The sequence below is a fragment of the Rathayibacter sp. AY1H3 genome, from assembly GCF_002932015.1.
Genome location: NZ_PSUU01000032.1, coordinates 1 through 18802, shown reverse-complemented (window position 1 = coordinate 18802; position 18802 = coordinate 1). Strand labels below are relative to the sequence as shown.

Here is an 18802-nt window from a genome sequence, read left to right as displayed (position 1 = left end):
TCTCGTGCGCATCCACATCGCCACGGACCACGCAGGGCTGGACTTCAGCCGTCACCTGATCGAGCACCTCGGCGCCGCCGGTCATGACGTGATCGACCACGGCCCCACGTCCTACGACCCGCTGGACGACTACCCGTCCTTCTGCATCAACGCCGCCGCCGCGGTCGTCCGCGATCAGGAGGCGGGGGTCGAGGCTCTCGGCGTCGTCTTCGGCGGCTCGGGCAACGGCGAGCAGATCGCGGCGAACAAGGTCGCGGGCGTGCGCGCGGCGCTCGTGTGGAATCTGAGCACCGCCGTGCTGGCCCGCCAGCACAACGACGCGAACGTCATCTCGATCGGGGCCCGCCAGCACTCCGTCGAGGAGGCCACCGGCTTCATCGACGCGTTCGTCGCCGAGCCCTTCACCTTCGAGGAGCGGCACGTGCGCCGCATCGCGCAGCTCGCCGAGTACGAGGCCACCGGCGACATCGCCGGCCGGGTCGTCGACTCCGCCGCGAAGGAGCGCTGAGTGCCCGAGGGGCACTCCGTCCACCGGATCGCCCTGCAGTTCGAGCGCGACGTCGTCGGGCACCGCGTCGCGACCAGCAGCCCCCAGGGTCGCTTCACCGAAGGAGCCGCGCTCCTCGACGGGCGCGAGGTCCTCGAGTCCACGGCCGTCGGCAAGCACCTGCTGCTGCGCTTCGAGGGCGACCTGACGCTGCACGTCCACCTCGGCCTCTACGGTGCGTGGGACTTCCTCGGGCACGTCTCGCCGCTGTTCCCGGACGGCAAGGCCGGCAGCAGCATCGGCGCTCCCCGGCGCCGCCGCGCCGTGCGCCTCTCCGAGACGGAGCACGAGACCGACTCCGACCTCGACGAGTTCCCGCCGCCGCCCTTGGGCGCGGTGCGCGTGCGCATCATGACGGAGGAGACGGTCGCCGACCTGCGCGGCCCCACCGCCTGCGAGGTGATGGACCCCGCCCAGGTGGAGGCCCTCCTCGCCCGCCTCGGTCCGGATCCGGCCGTCGACGACTCCGACGAGGCGCGCGACCGCTTCGTGAACCGGCTCCGCAGGACGGCGACGCCGGTCGGGCTGGTGCTGATGGACCAGTCCGTGGTCAGCGGCATCGGCAACATCTACCGCGCGGAGCTGCTCTACCGCGCCGGCCTCGACCCGCACACTCCCGGCAAGCAGGTGCCGCTGGAGCTCGCACAGGAGCTGTGGCGGGACTGGGCGGACCTGCTCGAGGACGGCATCCGGACCGGGATGATGATCACGCGCCGCGGCCTGACGAAGACCGAGCGCTCGAAAGCCGTCCGCAGCCGCGCCGAGCGCAACTACGTCTACAAGCGCGAGGGTCTGCCCTGCCGCGTCTGCGGCACGAACGTGCTGCTCGAGGAGATCGGCGCGCGCAAGCTCTACTGGTGCCCGGTGTGCCAGTCGTGAGCGCCGGTGCGTCGGCCCGGTCGCGCACCCGCCGAGCCGTCCGCCCCGCGCTCCGCGAGGCCGCCCGATGACCGGCGGTGTCCTTCTTCGGGGCGCCCGCCTCCTCGGCTCGTCCCGACCCGGTGCCGTGCTCCTGCGCGACGGCCGCGTGGAATCTGTCGGACCGGACGCCGCCGCCGCCCCGGGCGACGAGGTGCGCGACCTCGACGGGCGCTGGGTGCTCCCCGGCCTCTGGGACGAGCACGTCCACTTCTCCCAGTGGGCGATGACGGCCCCGCGCCTGGACGTCTCGTCGGCGGACTCGGCCCGCGGAACGGCGGACGCGGTCCGACGTCGCCTGGCGGAGGAGCCCGGCACCGGCACGCTGATCGGCTTCGGCTTCCGCGACGGTCTCTGGTCGGAGCCGCCGACGACCGCGCTCCTGGACGAGGTCTCTCCGGAGCGGCCCGTCGTGCTGATCAGCGGCGACCTGCACTGCGCCTGGCTGAACTCCGCCGCGTACCGGCGCTACGCCGTCGCTCCCGAGCCCGAGCTGTTGCGCGAGGACGCCTGCTTCGAGCTCGTCACCGCACTCGGAGCCCTCGGCGATGACGAGCTCGACGCGCTCGCCGACGCGGCGGCCCGGCGGGCTGCGGCCCGCGGGGTGGTCGGCGTCGTCGACCTCGAGATGCGCTGGAACGCGGGGGACTGGCCCCGTCGCGTCGACGGCGGAACCCGCTCCCTCCGCGTCGACACCGGCGTCTACCGCGACCACCTCGACCGCGCCCTCGCGGAGGGACTGCGCACGGGCGACGAGCTCGACGGCGGTGACGGCCTGCTGCGGATGGGCCCGCTGAAGGTCCTGATCGACGGCTCCCTCAACACGAGGACCGCCTACTGCGCCCACCCCTACGCCGACCACGACGGCTACGGCGTCCTCACCGTGGAGCCCGCCGAGCTGGACGAGCTGCTCGCCCGCGCGGCCGCCGGGGGCATCCGCTCCACCGTGCACGCGATCGGAGACGCCGCGGCGACGCTGGCTCTGGACGCGCTCGGCCGGGTCGGCGGGGGCCGGATCGAGCACGCTCAGCTGCTCGCGGAGACCGACCTTCCGCGGTTCGCCGCGCTCGGCGTGGAGGCCGGAGTGCAGCCCGCGCACGCGCTCGACGACCGCGAGGTGGCGGAGCGGTACTGGCCGGGACGCACCGGCCGGGCGTTCCCGCTGCGCTCGCTGCTCGACTCCGGGGCCCGCGTGGTGCTCGGCTCGGACGCTCCGGTCGCTCCGCTCGACCCGTGGGTCGCGATCTCGGCCGCGGTCGCGCGGGCGCTGCCGGGCGACGAGCCCTGGCATCCGGAGCAGCGGGTGAGCGTCGAGGAGGCGATCGTCGCCTCGACCCGAGTGCGCCGGCTCACGCCCGCGGCCGGCGATCCCGCCGATCTGGTGGTGGTCGACCGCGATCCGCTCGCCGCCGATGCAGGAGCCCTCCGATCCATGCCGGTCACCGCGACCCTCCTGGCGGGCCGCTTCACGCACGGCGGCTGACCCGCGCCCGTCGCGACTCCGGCTGCTCCGGATCGCGCGGACGGCCCGGGGAACGACGACGGCCCGCGGGATCCGAGGATCCGCGGGCCGGTCGAGGCGTGGTGCTCAGCTCTCGCTGACGTGGGCGAAGAGGAACCAGCGGTCCTTCTCGAGGCCGCGGCCGATCTCGATCGCGACGTCCTGGCTGCTCGCGTCGATCTCGGCGAGCTCGGCGATCGCCGTGTTGACGGTCGCGATGGCGACGTCCATCTGGCGGATGATCTCGACGATCGCGTTCTCGGAGCGCTGGAAGCCGGGGGTGAGGGGTTCGGACTGCGTCGCCGAGGCGACGGTCTGGATGCGGGCGTCGACCGGGAGGCCGAGGGCGACGACGCGCTCCGCGGCGAGGTCGGCCCACTCGATGGCGCGGCCGACGATCGCGTCGAGCAGCTCGTGGACGCCGATGAAGTTGGCGCCGCGGACGTGCCAGTGCGCCTGCTTGCCGTTGACGGCGAGCGCGGTCATCTCGACGACGACGGGGCTGAGGAACTGGGCGACTCCGGATGCGACATCCGGGTTCGACGAGGTGAGCGACGTGACGGACGTGGTGGACATCGTCTGGTCCTTTCGAGAGGGGGTGACTGATCGTCAACAGTACGCAGATCCCTCGGCGCCGCAAGGAAGCGCAGGCTCGGCTCAGTCCGGTGAAGGACAGGCTCACCTCTGTCGCGGAGGGGCGTCACGGGGGCTTCCCCCCGGGTGCCCGGAGCCGTGCCGCCGGTACGCTCGACCGGGTCGCGGCGGCGGCGGGAGCGGACAGGAGGCGCGGATGAGCGGAGCATCGACGGCCCTCGGCGAGGCCTCGCGCGCCTACCTCCGGCTCTGGCGCGGACTGCCCCGGGAGGTGCTCGCGCTGGTGGCCGCGATCCCGGTCGCCCTCCTCGGTGCCTTCTGCGCCGGCGTCGCGCTGGCCGTCGCGCTCGGGCTCGTCGGAGTCCTGATCGGCCTGGTGTTCCTGCCCGCCGCCCTCTACACGGCGCGCTTCTTCTCGCGGGCCGCCGTCGGCCTCGACGTGCTGGCCGGACGGCCCGCCGTCCCCCGGCCGCAGTGGCGGCGACCGCCCTCCGCCGTCACTCCCTCGACCTTCGCCCTCTACGGTCCGGTGATCGACGGGCACTACTGGCTCGCTCTCCTGCACACGCTCGTCGTGGCTCCGGTGCTCGCGCTGCTGTCCGGACTGCTCCTCGCGCTGTGGACCTGGGCGGGCCCGGGCACGGTGGCCGCCGCGCTCACGGGGGCCCCCGGTCCGGCCCGCCTGCTGGCCGAGAGCGGGGCCGCTCTGCTGGGCGCCCCGCAGCCTCCGGCGGGACTGGTCGCCGCGGCGACGGTCGCCACAACCGTCCTCTTCGTCTCGACCCTGCCGTTCGCCACCCGCGGCCTCTCCCTCCTGCACTGGCTGGTCGACCGTCTCCTGCTCGGCCCGTGGGAGTCGGAGGCGCTCCAGCGAGAGGTCGCCGAGCTGAGCGCTTCCCGCGGCGCAGCCGTCGCCGCCGAGGACCGCGCGCTGCGCCGGCTCGAGCGCGACATCCACGACGGCCCGCAGCAGCGCCTGATCCGGGTGCAGATGGACCTGGCCTCGGCCCGCAACCGACTCGCCGCCGACCCGGAGTCCGCCGCCCGCCTGGTCGACGAGGCTCGCGAGCACGTGCGCGCCGCGCTCGACGAGCTGCGCGCCCTCTCCCGCGGAGTGGCGCCGCCGATCCTGCAGGACCGGGGCTTCGAGGCGGCGGTGCACTCGCTCGCCGAGCTCAGCCCGGTGCCGGTCGAGGTCCTCACCGAGCACCCCGTGGCGGACGTGCCGCCCGAGGTCGAGCGCAGCGTCTACTTCGTCGTCGCCGAGCTGCTCGCCAACGTCTCCAAGCACTCCGGTGCCCGATCGGTGCGGGTGCATCTCGACACCCGCGACTCCGGCACTCCGGGGGAGCGCTGGCTCGACGCCTGGGTGGTCGACGACGGAGTCGGCGGGGCGTCGCCGGTCGCCGGTCACGGTCTCGAGGGGGTGGGCGGGCGCGTCCGGGGCCTGCGCGGGATCCTGAGCGTGGAGTCGCCGGTCGGCGGGCCGACCACGGTCGGGGTGCACGTCCCCTACCTCCCGGCCGTCCTATCCTGAGGGCGTGCCCGTGATCCGAGTCGCCATCGCCGAGGACTCGGTCCTCCTGCGCGAGGGCCTGGTCCGCCTCTTCGAGGACGCGGGGTTCGCCTCCGTCGGCGCCTTCGGGGACGCGGACGCCCTGCTCGCCGATCTGGCGCGGGACCCGGCCGGCGTCGACGTCGCCGTGCTCGACGTCCGGATGCCGCCGACCTTCCGCGACGAGGGCGTCCGCGGGGCGCTGGAGATCCGCCGGCGCTACCCGCAGGTGTCGGTCCTGCTGCTCAGCCAGTACGTCGAGGTCACCTACGCGCAGGAGCTGCTCGGCTCCGGCGACGGCGGACTCGGCTACCTCCTGAAGGACCGGGTCGCCTCCGTGGAGGAGCTGCGCGACGCCGTCGAGCGCGTCGCGGCGGGCGGAACCGTCCTCGACCCGCAGGTCGTCGCCTCGCTCCTGCAGCGCAACCGCGACCCGCTCGCCTCGCTGACCCCGCGGGAGCGGGAGGTGCTGGAGCAGATGGCCCAGGGGCGCACGAACGCGGGCATCGCCTCCGCTCTCTTCGTCGGCGTGGGCGCCGTGGAGAAGAACGTGACCGCGATCTTCCAGAAGCTCGGGCTCGAGGACTCGGGCTCCGACCACCGGCGGGTGCTGGCGGTCCTCGCCTTCCTGCGCGCCGGGCGCTGACCACCGGAGAAGAGGAGAACCCGATGCCGTCGAGTCCTGCGGAGGGCGCCCGCGTCCTCGCCCTGACCGGGGGACGCGCCCCGGAGATCGCCGACACCGCGTGGGTCGCTCCGGGCGCCACCGTGATCGGCTCCGTGCGCCTGGGGGAGCGGGCGAGCGTCTGGTACGGCGCCGTCCTGCGCGCCGAGCACGCGCGGATCGAGCTCGGCGCCGGCAGCAACCTCCAGGACGGCGTCGTCGTCCACGTCGACGCCGACTACGACGCGGTCATCGGCGCCGGAGTCTCGGTCGGGCACAACGCCGTGCTGCACGGCTGCACCCTCGAGGACGACGTGCTGGTCGGCATGAGCGCGACCGTCCTGAACGGGGCCGTCGTCGGCACCGGCTCGCTGATCGCCGCGGGCGCCGTCGTCCTCGAGGGGACGGTCGTCCCGCCGGGCTCGCTGGTGGCGGGCGTCCCCGGGAGGGTCCGGCGGGAGCTGACGGAGGAGGAGCGCGAGGGCATCCGCCGGAACGCCGCCTCGTACCTCGCCCTGACGGAGGAGCACCGCGGCGCGGTCGGCTGAGCACGCCCGGAACGCCTCGGAACGACGAAGAGCCCCGGACATCCGGGGCTCTTCGAGAGGAGAGGGGCTGACGAGAATCGAACTCGCATCATCTGTTTGGAAGACAGAGGCTTTACCACTAAGCTACAGCCCCGAATCGCTGGTCTGACGACCGCGAACCGGTGCGACCGGGTCTCTCGACCGGGCACCAGGACAGCGTAGTACATCGCGCGAGCACCGTGGACACCCCGGTCGTCCTCCGCCGCGCGGTTCCGGTCGCCGCTGCCGCGGTGCAGTACACTTGCGAAGGCCATTTCGGTGTGTCGCGCAAGCGCACGTGCGGGGACGGCTCGACGAGAGTCTCACGCACGGTGCCCAGGCCCGCGCATCCGGGGCGTAGCTCAGCTTGGCTAGAGCGCCCGCTTTGGGAGCGGGAGGTCGCAGGTTCGAATCCTGTCGCCCCGACCACGAGTACTCATCGTGACGACATCGACCCGTGACGACCGTCATCCGGCGCCGACACCAACCAGCACAGGAGATCCCCTCACGTGAAGACCACGGTAGAACAGCTGAGCCCGACCCGCGTGAAGCTCGCGATTTCGGTCACCCCGGACGAGCTCGGCCCCAGCATCACGCACGCCTACGGCCACATCGCCGAGCAGATCAACGTCCCCGGCTTCCGCAAGGGCAAGGTCCCGCCCGCCATCGTCGACCAGCGCGTCGGCAAGGCCGCGGTGCTCGAGCACGCGGTCAACGAGGGCCTCGACGGCTTCTACCGCGAGGCCGTCCGCGAGACCGAGGTCCGCCCCCTGGGCCGCCCGCAGGCCGACATCGTCGCCTGGCCGAGCGACAAGGACTTCACCGGCGACCTCGAGCTCGCCATCGAGGTCGACGTGCGCCCCGAGATCACCGTCCCGGACTACGACGGCATCGAGCTCACCGTCGAGGCGGCCGAGGTCACCGACGCCGACGTCGACGCCGAGCTGGACAAGCTCCGCAGCCGCTTCGGCACCCTGGTCACCGTGGACCGCCCGGCGAAGACCGGCGACTTCGCGCAGATCGACCTGGTCGCCTCCATCGACGGCGTCGAGGTCGACACCGCCAACGCCATCTCGTACGAGCTCGGCTCGGGCGAGCTGATCGAGGGCATCGACGAGGCGCTCGACTCGCTCACCGCGGGCGAGAGCACCACGTTCACCGCTCCGCTGCTCGGCGGCGACCACGCCGGCGAGCAGGCCGAGATCGCCGTCGCGCTCACCGCCGTCAAGGAGCGCGAGCTCCCCGAGGCCGACGACGACTTCGCGCAGATCGCCAGCGAGTTCGACACCATCGCCGAGCTGCGCGAGTCGCTCAAGGAGCAGGCCGCTCAGCAGAAGACCTTCGGCCAGGGCGGCGAGGCCCGCGAGAAGCTCGTCGAGGCGCTGCTCGCCCTCGTCGAGGTCCCCGTGCCCGCCGGTCTCGTCGAGGACGAGGTGCACCGCCACCTCGAGGGCGAGAACCGCCTCGAGGACGACGAGCACCGCGCCGAGGTCAAGGAGGCCAGCGAGAAGACCTTCAAGACGCAGATCCTCCTCGACCACGTCGTCGAGCAGGAGAAGGTCCAGGTCAGCCAGGACGAGCTCACGCAGTACCTCATCCAGGGTGCGGCGCAGTACGGCATGGAGCCGAACGAGTTCATCAAGATCCTGTCCGAGAACAACCAGATCGGCCAGATGGTCGGCGAGGTCGCCCGCAACAAGGCGCTCGCGATCGTCCTCGGCAAGGCGAAGGTCACCGACACCGAGGGCAACGCCGTCGACCTGACCGCGTTCACCGCGGTCCCCGGTGACGACGAGGCCGTCGAGGCCTCCGACGAGGCCGTCGCCTCGGACGAGACCGAGGTCGCGGAGGAGGCTCAGGCCGACGCCGACGCCGAGGTCCCCGCCGAGCCCGTCGCCGAGGAGCCCGCCGCCGAGGAGGAGCCCGCCCCGGCCCCCAAGAAGAAGCGCGCGCCGGCCAAGAAGAAGGCCGCCGCTCCCGCCGAGGAGACCCCGGCCGCGGAGTAGTCGCCGCGAGCACGTCAGGAGCCGCCCCCCGATCCGTCGGAGGGCGGCTCCTCTCGTTGGGGGGGCTCCGGTCCGCCCCGGGCGAACACGGGCGACTCCCGCTCCGCCCCGGGCGAACACGGCCGGATCGGCCTGGCGGCGTCCGATAGATTCGCCTCCGAAGCGACAACTGAAACGGAGCAATACATGGCCGACATGGTTATGCCCAACAGTGTTTTCGACCGCCTGCTCAAGGACCGGATCATCTGGCTCGGTTCCGAGGTGCGCGACGAGAACGCGAACGAGATCGCCGCGAAGCTCCTGCTCCTGGCAGCCGAGGACTCCGAGCGGGACATCTACCTCTACATCAACTCGCCCGGCGGCTCCATCACCGCGGGCATGGCGATCTACGACACGATGCAGTTCGTCCCGAACGACATCGTGACCGTGGGCATCGGGATGGCGGCCTCCATGGGCCAGCTGCTCCTCACCGCCGGAACCCAGGGCAAGCGCTACATCACCCCGAACGCGCGGGTGCTCCTCCACCAGCCGCACGGCGGCTTCGGCGGCACGGCCTCCGACATCCAGACCCAGGCGCAGCTCATCCTCGACATGAAGAAGCGCCTCGCCGAGATCACCGCCAAGGCGACCGGCAAGACCGTCGAGCAGGTCAACGAGGACGGTGACCGCGACCGCTGGTTCAGCGCCGAGGAGGCCCTCGCCTACGGCTTCGTGGACCACATCCGCTCGTCGGCGACCGACGTGGCCGGCGGTGGCGGAACCGCCATCGACGAGTAGTCCAGCGAACGCGCCGAGAGATCAGGAACAGACAATGACCACACCCACCTTCGGCGGAACGGCGTTCGGCTCCGGAGCCGCACCGTCCTCGCGCTACATCCTCCCCACGTTCGAGGAGCGCACGGCCTACGGCTACAAGCGCCAGGACCCGTACGCCAAGCTCTTCGAGGACCGCATCATCTTCCTCGGAGTCCAGGTCGACGACGCCTCCGCGGACGACATCATGGCCCAGCTCCTCGTGCTCGAGAGCCAGGACCCGGACCGCGACATCGTCATGTACATCAACTCGCCCGGTGGCTCCTTCACCGCGATGACGGCGATCTACGACACGATGCAGTACATCCGCCCGCACATCCAGACGGTCGTGCTCGGCCAGGCCGCCTCGGCCGCCGCCGTGCTCACCGCCGCGGGAACGCCCGGCAAGCGCCTCGCGCTGCCGAACGCGCGCATCCTCATCCACCAGCCCGCCGTGCAGCAGGGCGGGGGCCAGGCCTCGGACATCGAGATCCAGGCCGCCGAGATCATGCGCATGCGCGAGTGGCTCGAGGAGACGCTGTCGCACCACTCGAACCGCTCGATCGAGCAGGTCAAGAAGGACATCGACCGCGACAAGATCCTCGGCGCGAGCGACGCGCTCGAGTACGGGCTGATCGACCAGGTGCTCACCAGCCGCAAGAGCCTCCCGGCTCTCACGGCGTAGGGCGTCCAGGAGGGGCCGGGTGGCGGAGCGATCCGCCGCCCGGCCCCTCTCTGCGTCCTCCGTCGCCGTAGCAAAGCGCCACACGAGGCGCAAGGCACGGCGAATCCGGCCCGCCTGCCGAGCCCTCGCGGCTCAGCGGCTAGGCTCGGAGCAGTGTCAGGGGGCTCGTCCCGCTCGCACCGGCCGGAGCTCCGGGCTCCGTTGCACGACCGACCGACGCACGACAGACGCACGACAAGGAAGTGGGGCATCCCCGTGGCACGTATTGGCGAAAGCGCCGACCTGCTGAAGTGCTCCTTCTGCGGCAAGAGCCAGAAGCAGGTCCAGCAGCTCATCGCGGGACCGGGCGTCTACATCTGCGACGAGTGCGTCGAGCTCTGCAACGAGATCATCGAGGAGCGCCTCTCCGAGTCGAGCGAGGAGACGAGCCACGAGTTCGACCTCCCGAAGCCGAAGGAGATCTTCGGCTTCCTCGAGGAGTACGTGATCGGGCAGGAGCAGGCCAAGAAGGCCCTCGCCGTCGCCGTGTACAACCACTACAAGCGCGTGCGGGCCCGCAACACCATCACCGCCGCCGACGCGATCCACGACGAGGTCGAGATCGCCAAGAGCAACATCCTGCTCATCGGCCCCACGGGCTGCGGGAAGACCTACCTCGCCCAGACCCTCGCGAAGCGCCTCAACGTGCCCTTCGCCGTCGCGGACGCCACGGCCCTCACCGAGGCGGGCTACGTCGGCGAGGACGTCGAGAACATCCTCCTCAAGCTCATCCAGGCCGCCGACTACGACGTCAAGCGTGCCGAGACCGGCATCATCTACATCGACGAGGTCGACAAGATCGCGCGGAAGGCCGAGAACCCCTCGATCACGCGCGACGTCTCGGGCGAGGGAGTGCAGCAGGCGCTGCTCAAGATCCTCGAGGGCACCGTCGCCTCCGTGCCCCCGCAGGGCGGGCGGAAGCACCCGCACCAGGAGTTCATCCAGATCGACACGACGAACGTCCTCTTCATCGTCGCCGGCGCCTTCGCCGGACTCGAGGACATCATCTCGTCGCGGGCGGGCAAGCGCGGCATCGGCTTCGGCGCCCCGCTGCACAACAAGGAAGACGAGATCAACATCTTCAGCGAGGTCCTCCCGGAGGACCTGCACAAGTTCGGGCTGATCCCCGAGTTCATCGGGCGCCTCCCCGTCGTCACGACGGTCACGCAGCTCGACCAGGACGCGCTCATGCAGATCCTCACCGAGCCGCGCAACGCGCTCGTGAAGCAGTACCAGCGGATGTTCGAGATCGACGGCGTCGAGCTCGAGTTCGACCGGGGCGCTCTCGAGGCCATCGCGGACCTGGCGGTCCTCCGCCAGACCGGAGCTCGCGGACTGCGCGCCATCCTCGAGGAGGTGCTCGGCCCGATCATGTTCGAGGTGCCCTCCTCGGACGAGGTGGCGCGCGTCGTCGTCACCCGCGCCGCGGTGCTCGACAACGCGGCCCCGACGATCGTGCCCCACGCTCCCCGTCGCCAGGAGAAGAGCGCCTAGTCGCTCCCCGCCCCGCTCTGCCAGTTCACCGCGATTGGCCCGGCGGATCGTCGGGCGAGGCGCTCCCGCTTCCCTAACCTGGCGGAGCGCGCCGACGGCGCGTCCGGTCGCCTCGGTGCCGGTCGATCCTCCGGGAGGCTCCGCCATCGTCCAGCCGCTGCTCGCCGGGATCGTCGCCGCCCTGACCGGCTTCTCGAGCTCGTTCGCGATCGTGCTCGCCGGGGTGGTCGCGGTGGGCGCCACCGACGTGCAGGCCGCGTCGGGCCTCCTCGCCGTCTGCGTGCTGCAGGGGGTCCTCTGCATCGTGCTGAGCATCCGCTACCGCGTGCCGATGACCTTCGCCTGGAGCACGCCGGGCGCCGCCCTGCTGGCCGCGACCGCGACGCTCCCCGGCGGCTTCGACCGCGCGGTCGGGGCGTTCCTGGTCGCCTCCGCTCTGCTGGTGGTCACCGGGCTGTGGCCGGCGCTCGGGAGGCTCGTCGCGCGCATCCCGCGGCCGCTCGCGAACGCCATGCTCGCGGGCATCCTGTTCCCGCTCGTCCTGGCGCCGGTGCGCGCGGCGGTCGAGATCCCCGCGCTCGCGCTGCCGGTGATCCTGCTCTGGCTGCTGCTCCTGCGGCTCCTGCCCCGCTGGGCGGTGCCGGCCGCGATCGCCCTGGCGATCGTGCTGCTGATCGTGACGGACGGCGCGGCACTCGCCGGTGCGCCACTGCTCCCCGTGCCGCAGTTCGTCGCTCCGGTGTTCGAGATCGGAGCGATGGTCGGGATCGGCCTGCCGCTCTACGTGGTCACCATGGCCGGGCAGAACATCCCGGGCATCGCGGTGCTGACGAGCTTCGGCTTCCCGGCCCACTCGCGTCCCGGGATCGTCTCGACCGGTGCTCTCTCCGGGGTCTCGGCGATCTTCGGCGGCGTGCCGATCAACTACGCCGCGCTCAGCGCCGCGCTGACCGCGGGTCCCGAGGCCTCGCCGCGGCCGGAGCAGCGCTGGGTCGCCTCGGTCTCGGCGGGCGCCTCCTACCTCGTGCTGGGCGTGTTCGCCGGAGCGGCCGCCGCGCTGGTGTCCTCCGCGAGCCCGCTGCTGATCGAGGCGGTCGCCGGTCTGGCGCTGCTGGGGGTGTTCGTGTCGGCGGTGCAGGCCGCTGTGGAGGACGCGCGGCTGCGGCTGCCGGCGGCGGCGACGCTCCTGGTCACCGCCTCCGGCACGACCATCGCGGGGATCGGCTCGGCCTTCTGGGGCCTGGTCGTGGGACTCGTCCTCCTCGCCTGGCTCGTCCCCCGGCGCCGCTAGAGGAGGCCGCGGCGCGCGAGCAGCGGCTCGGTCCGCGCATCCCGCCCGCGGAACGCGCGGTACGCGTCGAGCGGATCGCGGGAGCCGCCGAGCTCGAGTACCCCGCGGCGGAAGCGCTCGCCCGCCGAGCGGTCGAGGCCGCCGTTCTCCTCGAACCACTCGACCGTGTCCGCGTCGAGGATCTCGCTCCAGATGTAGGAGTAGTAGCCCGCGGAGTAGCCGCCGGAGAAGACGTGCGCGAAGTACGTGCTGCGGTAGCGGGGCGGCACGGCGGGAAGGAGGAGGCCCGCGCCGTCGAGCACGTCGCGCTCGAAGGCGGCCGCGTCGCGCGGCTCGACCGGGGCCGGCAGGGAGTGCCAGGCGAGGTCGAGCAGGGCGGACGCCAGGTACTCGCTCGTCGCGAAGCCCTCGCCCCACAGCGCGGACGCCTCGAGGCGCTCGACGGTCCCCGCGGGCAGGGCCTCGCCGGTCTCGACGTGGCGGGCGTACTCGGCGAGGAGCCCGGGGCGGCGCACCCACGTCTCGTTCACCTGGCTCGGGAACTCGACGAAGTCCCGGAACACCGCGGTACCGGCGAAGCGCGGGTACCGCGTGCTCGCGAACAGGCCGTGCAGGGCGTGCCCGAACTCGTGGAAGAGCGTCTCCACCTCGTCGAGGCTGAGAAGGGCGGGCTCGCCCGGGCCCGGAGCCGACAGGTTCAGGTTGTTCACGACGACGGCGGAGTCGCCGAGCAGTGAGGTGCGGCTGGACAGGGAGTTCATCCACGCCCCGCCGCGCTTCGAGTCGCGGGTGAAGGGATCGAGCAGGAACAGGCCCAGCGGCGTCCCGTCCTCCTCGTGCACCTCGAACACGCGGACGTGCTCGCTGTAGCCGGCCAGGTCGCTCCGCTCCGAGAAGCGGACGCCGTAGAGACCGGTGGCGGCGGCGAACACGCCGTGCCGGAGCACCCGCTCCAGCTCGAAGAAGGGACGCAGTGCGCTGGAGTCGACGGAGTAGCTCTCCGACCGCACGCGCTCCTCGTAGTAGGCGCGATACCACGCCTCGATCGTGAAGCGCGGCGCTCCGGCGGCGTCCTGCTCGGCGTCGGCGGAGGCCTGCATCCGCTCGAGCTCGATCCTCGCGTTCCGGGCGGCGGGAGCGGCGAGCTCGTGCAGCAGCGACAGGACGCGCTCCGGCGAGCCCGCGGTCTGGCCCGAGATCACGAACTCGGCGTGCGAGGCCGCGCCCAGCAGAGCTGCGCGCTCGGCCCGCAGCGCGACGATCTGCTGCAGAGTCGCGGTGGTGTCGTGCGGCCCGCCTTCCGCACCGCGGCCGACAGAGGCGCGCAGGACGCGCTCGCGGACGCCGCGGTCGCGCAGACGCGCGAGCCAGGGGTGGCCGGAGTAGAGGGGCAGGGTGATCAGCCAGCCATCGACGCCGCGGTCGGCGGCGGCGCGCGCGGCGGCGGAGACGTCGGACTCGTCGAGCCCGTCGAGGCCGGCGACGTCCTCGAGGAGGACCGCCCGGTCGTTCGACTCGGCGAGCAGGTCCTTCTCGAAGCGCGTGGTCAGGGTCGACAGCTGCTCGTTCAGCTCGCCGAGCCGTGCCTTCCCCGCGTCGTCGAGGAGCGCACCGGAGCGCTCGAACCCGGTGATCCTCCGCTCGAGGAGGTAGGCCGTCTCGGCGTCGAGGTCGAGCTCCGACGACTGCTCGGCGAGGGTGCGGAGCCGGGCGAACAGGCGCGGGTCGAGGCTGATCGCATCGCTGTGGGCCGAGAGCAGCGGAGCGAGCTCGGCCTCCAGAGCGTCGGTGAGCGGAGTGCGGTCGGAGGCGGCGACGGTGAAGAAGACGGCGCTCACCCGGCGCAGCTCGCGGCCCGCCCGCTCGAGGGCGACGAGGGTGTTCTCGACGGTCGGCGGCTCGGAGGCGCCGGCGATCGCGTCGATCTCGGCGCGGTGCCGGCGGAGGGCCTCGAGGAACGCCGGGCGGTAGGCCTCGGGGTCGACGGCGGCGAAGTCGGGGAGCCCGTGGGGGAGTCCGCTCGGCTCGAGCAGGACGGCGACGGGATCGGGAGCGCTCATCCTGCGAGCCTAGAGCGCGAGCGGGGGAGCGGGCTCCGACTCAGGATCGCAGGACGCGCGCGCTCACCGGACTCGACGACCGCGCCGCGAAGGGGCGTCAGCCCCAGTCGTCGTCGTCCTCGCCCTCCACGCGGCCCTGCGGCTGCGTGATGTAGGCAGCGTCCTCGTCAGGACGGTAGGTGATCGTCGTGCCGTCGTCGAGTTCGAGGACGGGCCTGCCCTCGAGCCAGGTGAGCGTCCAGCGCCAGTCGGCGGTCGCCGTGCCGGCCGCGGTGAGCTCGCCCTCGACGTCGCCGATGGCGGTGACGACGATCTCGGGGAGGGTCTGCGGCGGCACCTGGCCGACCGACCAGCGGGTTCCGAGCTGCATGGGAGGGGTCCTCTCGGCGGTGGGGAGGGAGGCGGGACCATTCCCGCCTCCCGGGAGCGGCGCTACGCCTCGGTCTCGAGCTCGATGCCGACCGCGAGGGCGTCGCCCTCGGCGAAGTCGAGCGTCGCGATCCTGCCGACGGCCGCGAGGTCTCCCGCGGCGAGTCGGAGAGACGCGACGAGCTCGGCGGGCGCCGTCACCAGGGCGGAGCGGGCCGGCGTCTTCTGCGAGGCCTTCGCATCGGTCTTCGCGCGCCGGATGGCCGTGAGGACCGAGCTCGCCGCGGCCAGGACGGCGGGGTCGCCGCCCAGGCCCTCGACGGCCGGCCAGGGGCGCAGGTGCACCGAGTCGTCGTGCGACCACGACCAGGTCTCCTCCGTCGCGAACGGCAGGAACGGCGCGAACAGGCGCTGGAGGACGTCGAGCGCCCGGTGCAGGGCGGCGGCGGCGGACGCGCCGTCCTCGCTGTACGCGCGCTCCTTCACCAGCTCCAGGTAGTCGTCGCAGAACGTCCAGAAGAACGCCTCCGTCGTCTCGAGGGCGCGGGCGTGGTCGTAGTTCTCGAGCGCCGTCGTCGCGTCGGCGACCACGGTGTCGAGGGTGGCCAGCATGCTGAGGTCGAGAGGGTCGGTGACCTCGGCGCCCTCGGCGAGAGGGAAGCCGTGGATGAACTTCGCCGCGTTGAGGATCTTGATCGCCAGTCGGCGGCCGATCTTGATCTGCGTCGGGTTCTGCGGGTCGAAGGCCGCGTCGGTGCCCAGGCGCGAGGAGGCGGCCCAGTAGCGGACCGCGTCCGAGCCGTGCTGCTCGAGCATCGCGGCGGGAGTGACCACGTTGCCCTTCGACTTCGACATCTTCTTACGGTCGGGGTCGACGATGAAGCCGGACACGGTCGCCGTGCTCCACGGGGCGCGGCCGTCCTCGAGCTGCGAGCGCAGGAGGGTCGAGAAGAGCCAGGTGCGGATGATGTCCTGGCCCTGCGGGCGCAGGTCGTAGGGAGCGACCAGCTGCCAGAGCTCGTCGTCCCGCTCCCAGCCGCCCGCGAGCTGCGGGGTCAGCGAGGAGGTCGCCCAGGTGTCCATCACGTCGAGCTCGCCCTGGAAGCCGCCCGCCGCTCCGCGCTGGTCCTCCGTGTAGCCGGGGGCCGGGTCGCTGGAGGGATCCACCGGCAGCGCCGCCTCGTCCGGCACGATCGGGGAGTCGAAGACGGGGTTGCCGTCGCCGTCGAGCGGGTACCACACCGGGATCGGCACGCCGAAGAAGCGCTGGCGCGAGATCAGCCAGTCGCCGGAGAGGCCGTTCACCCAGTTCTCGTAGCGGACGCGCATGAACTCCGGCACGAAGCGCACGTCGCGGCCGAGCTCCAGCAGGCGCTCCTTGAGCACCGCGTCGCGAGCGCCGTTGCCGATGTACCACTGGCGGGTCGACACGATCTCGAGCGGCTTGTCGCCCTTCTCGAAGAACTTGACCTGGTGGGTGATGGGGCGCGGGTCGCCGACCATCTCGCCGGACTCCTTCAGCAGCGCCACGACGGCCTGCTTCGCGGAGAAGACGGTCTTGCCGGCGAGCTGCTCGTACGCGGCGCGGCCCCCGTCGCTCGTGATCGCGGCGGGCGCCTCCGAGATCAGGCGGCCGTCGAAGCCGATGATCGCGCGGTTGGGCAGGTCGAGCTCGCGCCACCAGACCACGTCCGTGATGTCGCCGAAGGTGCAGATCATCGCGATGCCCGAGCCCTTGTCCTTCTGCGCGAGGTGGTGCGCGAGCACCGGGACCTCGACGTCGAAGAGCGGCGTGCGGACGGTGGTGCCGAACAGCGGCTGGTAGCGCTCGTCGTCGGGGTGCGCGACGAGGGCGACGCAGGCCGGCAGCAGCTCGGGACGGGTCGTCTCGATGAAGACGTCCTCGCCGCCCTCGCGGTGGAAGCCGAGGCGGTGGTAGGCGCCGGGCTGGTCCTTGTCCTCGAGCTCCGCCTGGGCGACGGCGGTCCGGAAGGTGATGTCCCAGAGCGTCGGGGCCTGCGCCTGGTAGGCCTCGCCTCGGGCGAGGTTGCGGAGGAAGGCGCGCTGCGAGGCGGCCTGCGACTCGTCGCCGATGGTCCGGTAGCTCTGCGACCAGTCGACGGACAGGCCGAGGGCCCGCCAGACGTCCTCGAACTGCTTCTCGTCCTCGACGGTGAGGCGCTCGCACAGCTCGACGAAGTTGCGGCGCGAGATCGGCTTCTGGTCGGCGGCCTTGCTGCTCTTGTTGTCGCCGCCCTCGAACGGAGGCGTGAAGCCGGGCTCGTAGGGGAGCGTCGGGTCGCAGCGCACACCGTAGTAGTTCTGCACGCGGCGCTCGGTGGGCAGGCCGTTGTCGTCCCAGCCCATCGGGTAGAAGACGCTCTTGCCGCGCATCCGCTGGAACCGCGCGACGACGTCGGTGTGCGTGTAGGAGAAGACGTGCCCGATGTGCAGCGACCCGGACGCGGTGGGCGGCGGGGTGTCGATCGAGTAGACGTCGGCGCGGGTGAGGCCGGTGCGGTCGAACCGGTAGGTCCCGTCGATCTGCCAGCGGAGGCCCCACGTGCCCTCCAGGCCCTCGAGGGCGGGCTTCGCGGGGAGGCGGTCGGCGAGGGTCATGATGCTCCGGTTCGCTATGGGCGGCACCGTGTCGGTGGTGATGGTGCCTGGATGGGGGCTCCGGGGCGAGTCGCCCGCCGGCCGCGACGATTCTACCGGAGCGGCGGGAGCCGGGTCAGTCGACGACGGGGGTGAAGCCGGCGCGGACGGGCGCGAGCGCCTCGTCGAGATAGGGCACGAGCTCGCCGCGGGTGGGGCCCGCCGCGGCCCACGCCTGCACGGCCGCCACCGCGGCTCCGACGCTCGCGTAGGCGATGGCGCGCGAGAGGTGCGAGGGCAGCGGGCGCGCGCTCCGCTCCTCCACGAAGCGGGCGATCACGGCCGCCTGCCGGGCGAGGCGGCCGAGGGCCGACGCCTGCAGCTCGTGGACGCTGCCGATCATCTCGGACTGGGTGAGCACCCACGGCACCGTCGCGGGTCCGAAGCCGGAGCCGATCGCGAGCAGCGCGTCGCCGAGCGCGTCCATCACCGGCGCCTCTGCCGCCGTCTCGGCCAGCGCCTCCGGGAGCTCGGCCAGCCGGTCGTCGACCAGCACCCAGAAGACGTCGCTCTTGGACTCGAAGTAGTTGAAGAAGGTGTTGCGCGAGACCCCCGCCCGCTGGGCGATCTGCTCGATCGTCGTGCCCGCGTAGCTCTGCTCGACGAAGAGGTCCAGTGCGGCGTCCTCGAGCATGGAGCGCGACGACGCGCGGGGTCGTCCGCGCTGCACTCCTCGCACCATGAACCGCTCCTGCTCCGCTTCCCCCGACGCGCTAGGATAGCGCCGGACGACTTCGACCCGGCCATCACCGGTGAGTCTCCGGAAGAACGGCGCCGGCTCCGGCCTGCGCCCAGTAGACCCGGACGGGTGCGGCCCGTGACAGCCGATCGAGTGGGAACGCGTCAGCGGGCACTCCTCCGGGAGCGACCGGCCGACCGGTCCAAGCGAGGTGGTACCGCGACCCGGCCCGGGGTCTGAGATCCGGGCGGGCCGTCCTCGTGCAGACCAGCAGCACTGCCAGGAGACCGCACGTGACCTACCCCCTGACCCCGCCCACCTCGCTTGGACCGGTCGGCCGGTCGCTCCCGGAGGAGTGCCCGCTGACGCGTTCCCACTCGATCG

The 18802-nt window shown here is 72.3% G+C and carries 16 protein-coding genes and 2 tRNA genes; 12 read left to right on the top strand and 6 right to left on the bottom strand.

The window, feature by feature from the left end:
* Positions 1-4: 4 nt before the first annotated feature.
* From C5C33_RS12735 to C5C33_RS12725, 3 genes are all read left to right on the top strand, one after another.
* A complete protein-coding gene (locus C5C33_RS12735; RefSeq protein WP_104223700.1) occupies positions 5-508 on the top strand; it encodes a ribose-5-phosphate isomerase in 504 nt (167 codons plus the stop codon).
* On the top strand, positions 509-1426 hold the full coding sequence (locus C5C33_RS12730) for an Fpg/Nei family DNA glycosylase (RefSeq protein ID WP_104261279.1): 918 nt from the start codon (positions 509-511) through the stop codon (positions 1424-1426).
* A gap of 67 nt (positions 1427-1493) precedes the next feature.
* Positions 1494-2948: an amidohydrolase gene (locus C5C33_RS12725; protein WP_104261278.1), complete on the top strand. Its 1455-nt coding sequence runs from the start codon at positions 1494-1496 to the stop codon at positions 2946-2948.
* 105 nt (positions 2949-3053) lie between these two features.
* Here C5C33_RS12725 and C5C33_RS12720 read toward each other — a convergent pair whose 3' ends face one another.
* On the bottom strand, positions 3054-3542 hold the full coding sequence (locus tag C5C33_RS12720) for a Dps family protein (RefSeq protein ID WP_104226731.1): 489 nt from the start codon (positions 3540-3542) through the stop codon (positions 3054-3056).
* A gap of 214 nt (positions 3543-3756) precedes the next feature.
* Here C5C33_RS12720 and C5C33_RS12715 point away from each other — a divergent pair, with 214 nt between their 5' ends.
* From C5C33_RS12715 to C5C33_RS12705, 3 genes are read left to right on the top strand one after another with little or no spacing between them, the layout of a single operon-like run.
* A complete protein-coding gene (locus C5C33_RS12715) occupies positions 3757-5097 on the top strand; it encodes a histidine kinase (protein ID WP_104288243.1) in 1341 nt (446 codons plus the stop codon).
* Between the two features lie 4 nt (positions 5098-5101).
* Complete coding sequence (locus C5C33_RS12710; RefSeq protein ID WP_104223696.1) at positions 5102-5761, top strand: response regulator transcription factor; 660 nt, start codon at positions 5102-5104, stop codon at positions 5759-5761.
* Between the two features lie 23 nt (positions 5762-5784).
* Positions 5785-6327 carry a gamma carbonic anhydrase family protein gene (locus tag C5C33_RS12705; protein ID WP_104223695.1) on the top strand — a complete coding sequence of 181 codons (543 nt, stop codon included), beginning with the start codon at positions 5785-5787 and terminating at the stop codon, positions 6325-6327.
* A gap of 62 nt (positions 6328-6389) precedes the next feature.
* On the opposite strand, the gene C5C33_RS12700 is transcribed toward C5C33_RS12705, so the two are convergent.
* A tRNA-Gly gene (locus C5C33_RS12700) sits at positions 6390-6460 on the bottom strand.
* 236 nt (positions 6461-6696) lie between these two features.
* Between C5C33_RS12700 and C5C33_RS12695 the strand changes: the two genes are divergently transcribed.
* The 6 genes from C5C33_RS12695 (at position 6697) to C5C33_RS12670 (ending at position 12652) form a co-directional block, all read left to right on the top strand.
* Positions 6697-6774 (top strand) — tRNA-Pro (locus C5C33_RS12695).
* Between the two features lie 80 nt (positions 6775-6854).
* Positions 6855-8351, top strand: coding sequence for a trigger factor (gene tig / locus C5C33_RS12690; protein ID WP_104247279.1), 1497 nt, complete (start codon positions 6855-6857; stop codon positions 8349-8351).
* 186 nt (positions 8352-8537) lie between these two features.
* Entirely contained in the window at positions 8538-9128 is a 591-nt protein-coding gene (locus C5C33_RS12685) for an ATP-dependent Clp protease proteolytic subunit (protein WP_097165884.1), read from the top strand.
* A gap of 34 nt (positions 9129-9162) precedes the next feature.
* On the top strand, positions 9163-9828 hold the full coding sequence (locus C5C33_RS12680; RefSeq protein ID WP_068253282.1) for an ATP-dependent Clp protease proteolytic subunit: 666 nt from the start codon (positions 9163-9165) through the stop codon (positions 9826-9828).
* 255 nt (positions 9829-10083) lie between these two features.
* Positions 10084-11361 carry an ATP-dependent Clp protease ATP-binding subunit ClpX gene (gene clpX, locus C5C33_RS12675; RefSeq protein WP_104247278.1) on the top strand — a complete coding sequence of 426 codons (1278 nt, stop codon included), beginning with the start codon at positions 10084-10086 and terminating at the stop codon, positions 11359-11361.
* A 115-nt stretch (positions 11362-11476) separates the two neighbouring features.
* Positions 11477-12652, top strand: coding sequence for a benzoate/H(+) symporter BenE family transporter (locus C5C33_RS12670; protein ID WP_104261277.1), 1176 nt, complete (start codon positions 11477-11479; stop codon positions 12650-12652).
* Here the strand turns inward: C5C33_RS12670 and C5C33_RS12665 are convergent.
* From C5C33_RS12665 to C5C33_RS12650, 4 genes are all read right to left on the bottom strand, one after another.
* Complete coding sequence (locus C5C33_RS12665) at positions 12649-14712, bottom strand: M3 family metallopeptidase (RefSeq protein ID WP_104261276.1); 2064 nt, start codon at positions 14710-14712, stop codon at positions 12649-12651. The two genes, C5C33_RS12670 and C5C33_RS12665, sit on opposite strands and share 4 nt — an antisense overlap.
* Before the next feature lie 97 nt (positions 14713-14809).
* The gene (locus tag C5C33_RS12660) at positions 14810-15082 is read right to left on the bottom strand and encodes a hypothetical protein (RefSeq protein WP_104261275.1); all 273 of its coding nucleotides are present in this window, start codon (positions 15080-15082) and stop codon (positions 14810-14812) included.
* Positions 15083-15144: 62 nt separating this feature from the next.
* Positions 15145-17700, bottom strand: coding sequence for a valine--tRNA ligase (gene valS / locus C5C33_RS12655; RefSeq protein ID WP_104261274.1), 2556 nt, complete (start codon positions 17698-17700; stop codon positions 15145-15147).
* A gap of 115 nt (positions 17701-17815) precedes the next feature.
* Positions 17816-18421, bottom strand: a complete 606-nt coding sequence (locus tag C5C33_RS12650; protein WP_104223688.1) for a TetR/AcrR family transcriptional regulator — start codon at positions 18419-18421, stop codon at positions 17816-17818.
* Positions 18422-18802 lie beyond the last annotated feature (381 nt).

What these genes read in the sequence shown, in the direction of transcription:
- C5C33_RS12725 (WP_104261278.1), top strand. Translation starts at nt 1,494, where the DNA reads ATGACCGGCGGTGTCCTTCTTCGGGGCGCCCGCCTCCTCGGCTCGTCC.
- C5C33_RS12720 (WP_104226731.1), bottom strand. Translation starts at nt 3,542, where the DNA reads ATGTCCACCACGTCCGTCACGTCGCTCACCTCGTCGAACCCGGATGTC.
- C5C33_RS12715 (WP_104288243.1), top strand. Translation starts at nt 3,757, where the DNA reads ATGAGCGGAGCATCGACGGCCCTCGGCGAGGCCTCGCGCGCCTACCTC.
- C5C33_RS12705 (WP_104223695.1), top strand. Translation starts at nt 5,785, where the DNA reads ATGCCGTCGAGTCCTGCGGAGGGCGCCCGCGTCCTCGCCCTGACCGGG.
- C5C33_RS12685 (WP_097165884.1), top strand. Translation starts at nt 8,538, where the DNA reads ATGGCCGACATGGTTATGCCCAACAGTGTTTTCGACCGCCTGCTCAAG.
- C5C33_RS12680 (WP_068253282.1), top strand. Translation starts at nt 9,163, where the DNA reads ATGACCACACCCACCTTCGGCGGAACGGCGTTCGGCTCCGGAGCCGCA.
- C5C33_RS12665 (WP_104261276.1), bottom strand. Translation starts at nt 14,712, where the DNA reads ATGAGCGCTCCCGATCCCGTCGCCGTCCTGCTCGAGCCGAGCGGACTC.
- C5C33_RS12660 (WP_104261275.1), bottom strand. Translation starts at nt 15,082, where the DNA reads ATGCAGCTCGGAACCCGCTGGTCGGTCGGCCAGGTGCCGCCGCAGACC.
- valS (WP_104261274.1), bottom strand. Translation starts at nt 17,700, where the DNA reads ATGACCCTCGCCGACCGCCTCCCCGCGAAGCCCGCCCTCGAGGGCCTG.
- C5C33_RS12650 (WP_104223688.1), bottom strand. Translation starts at nt 18,421, where the DNA reads ATGGTGCGAGGAGTGCAGCGCGGACGACCCCGCGCGTCGTCGCGCTCC.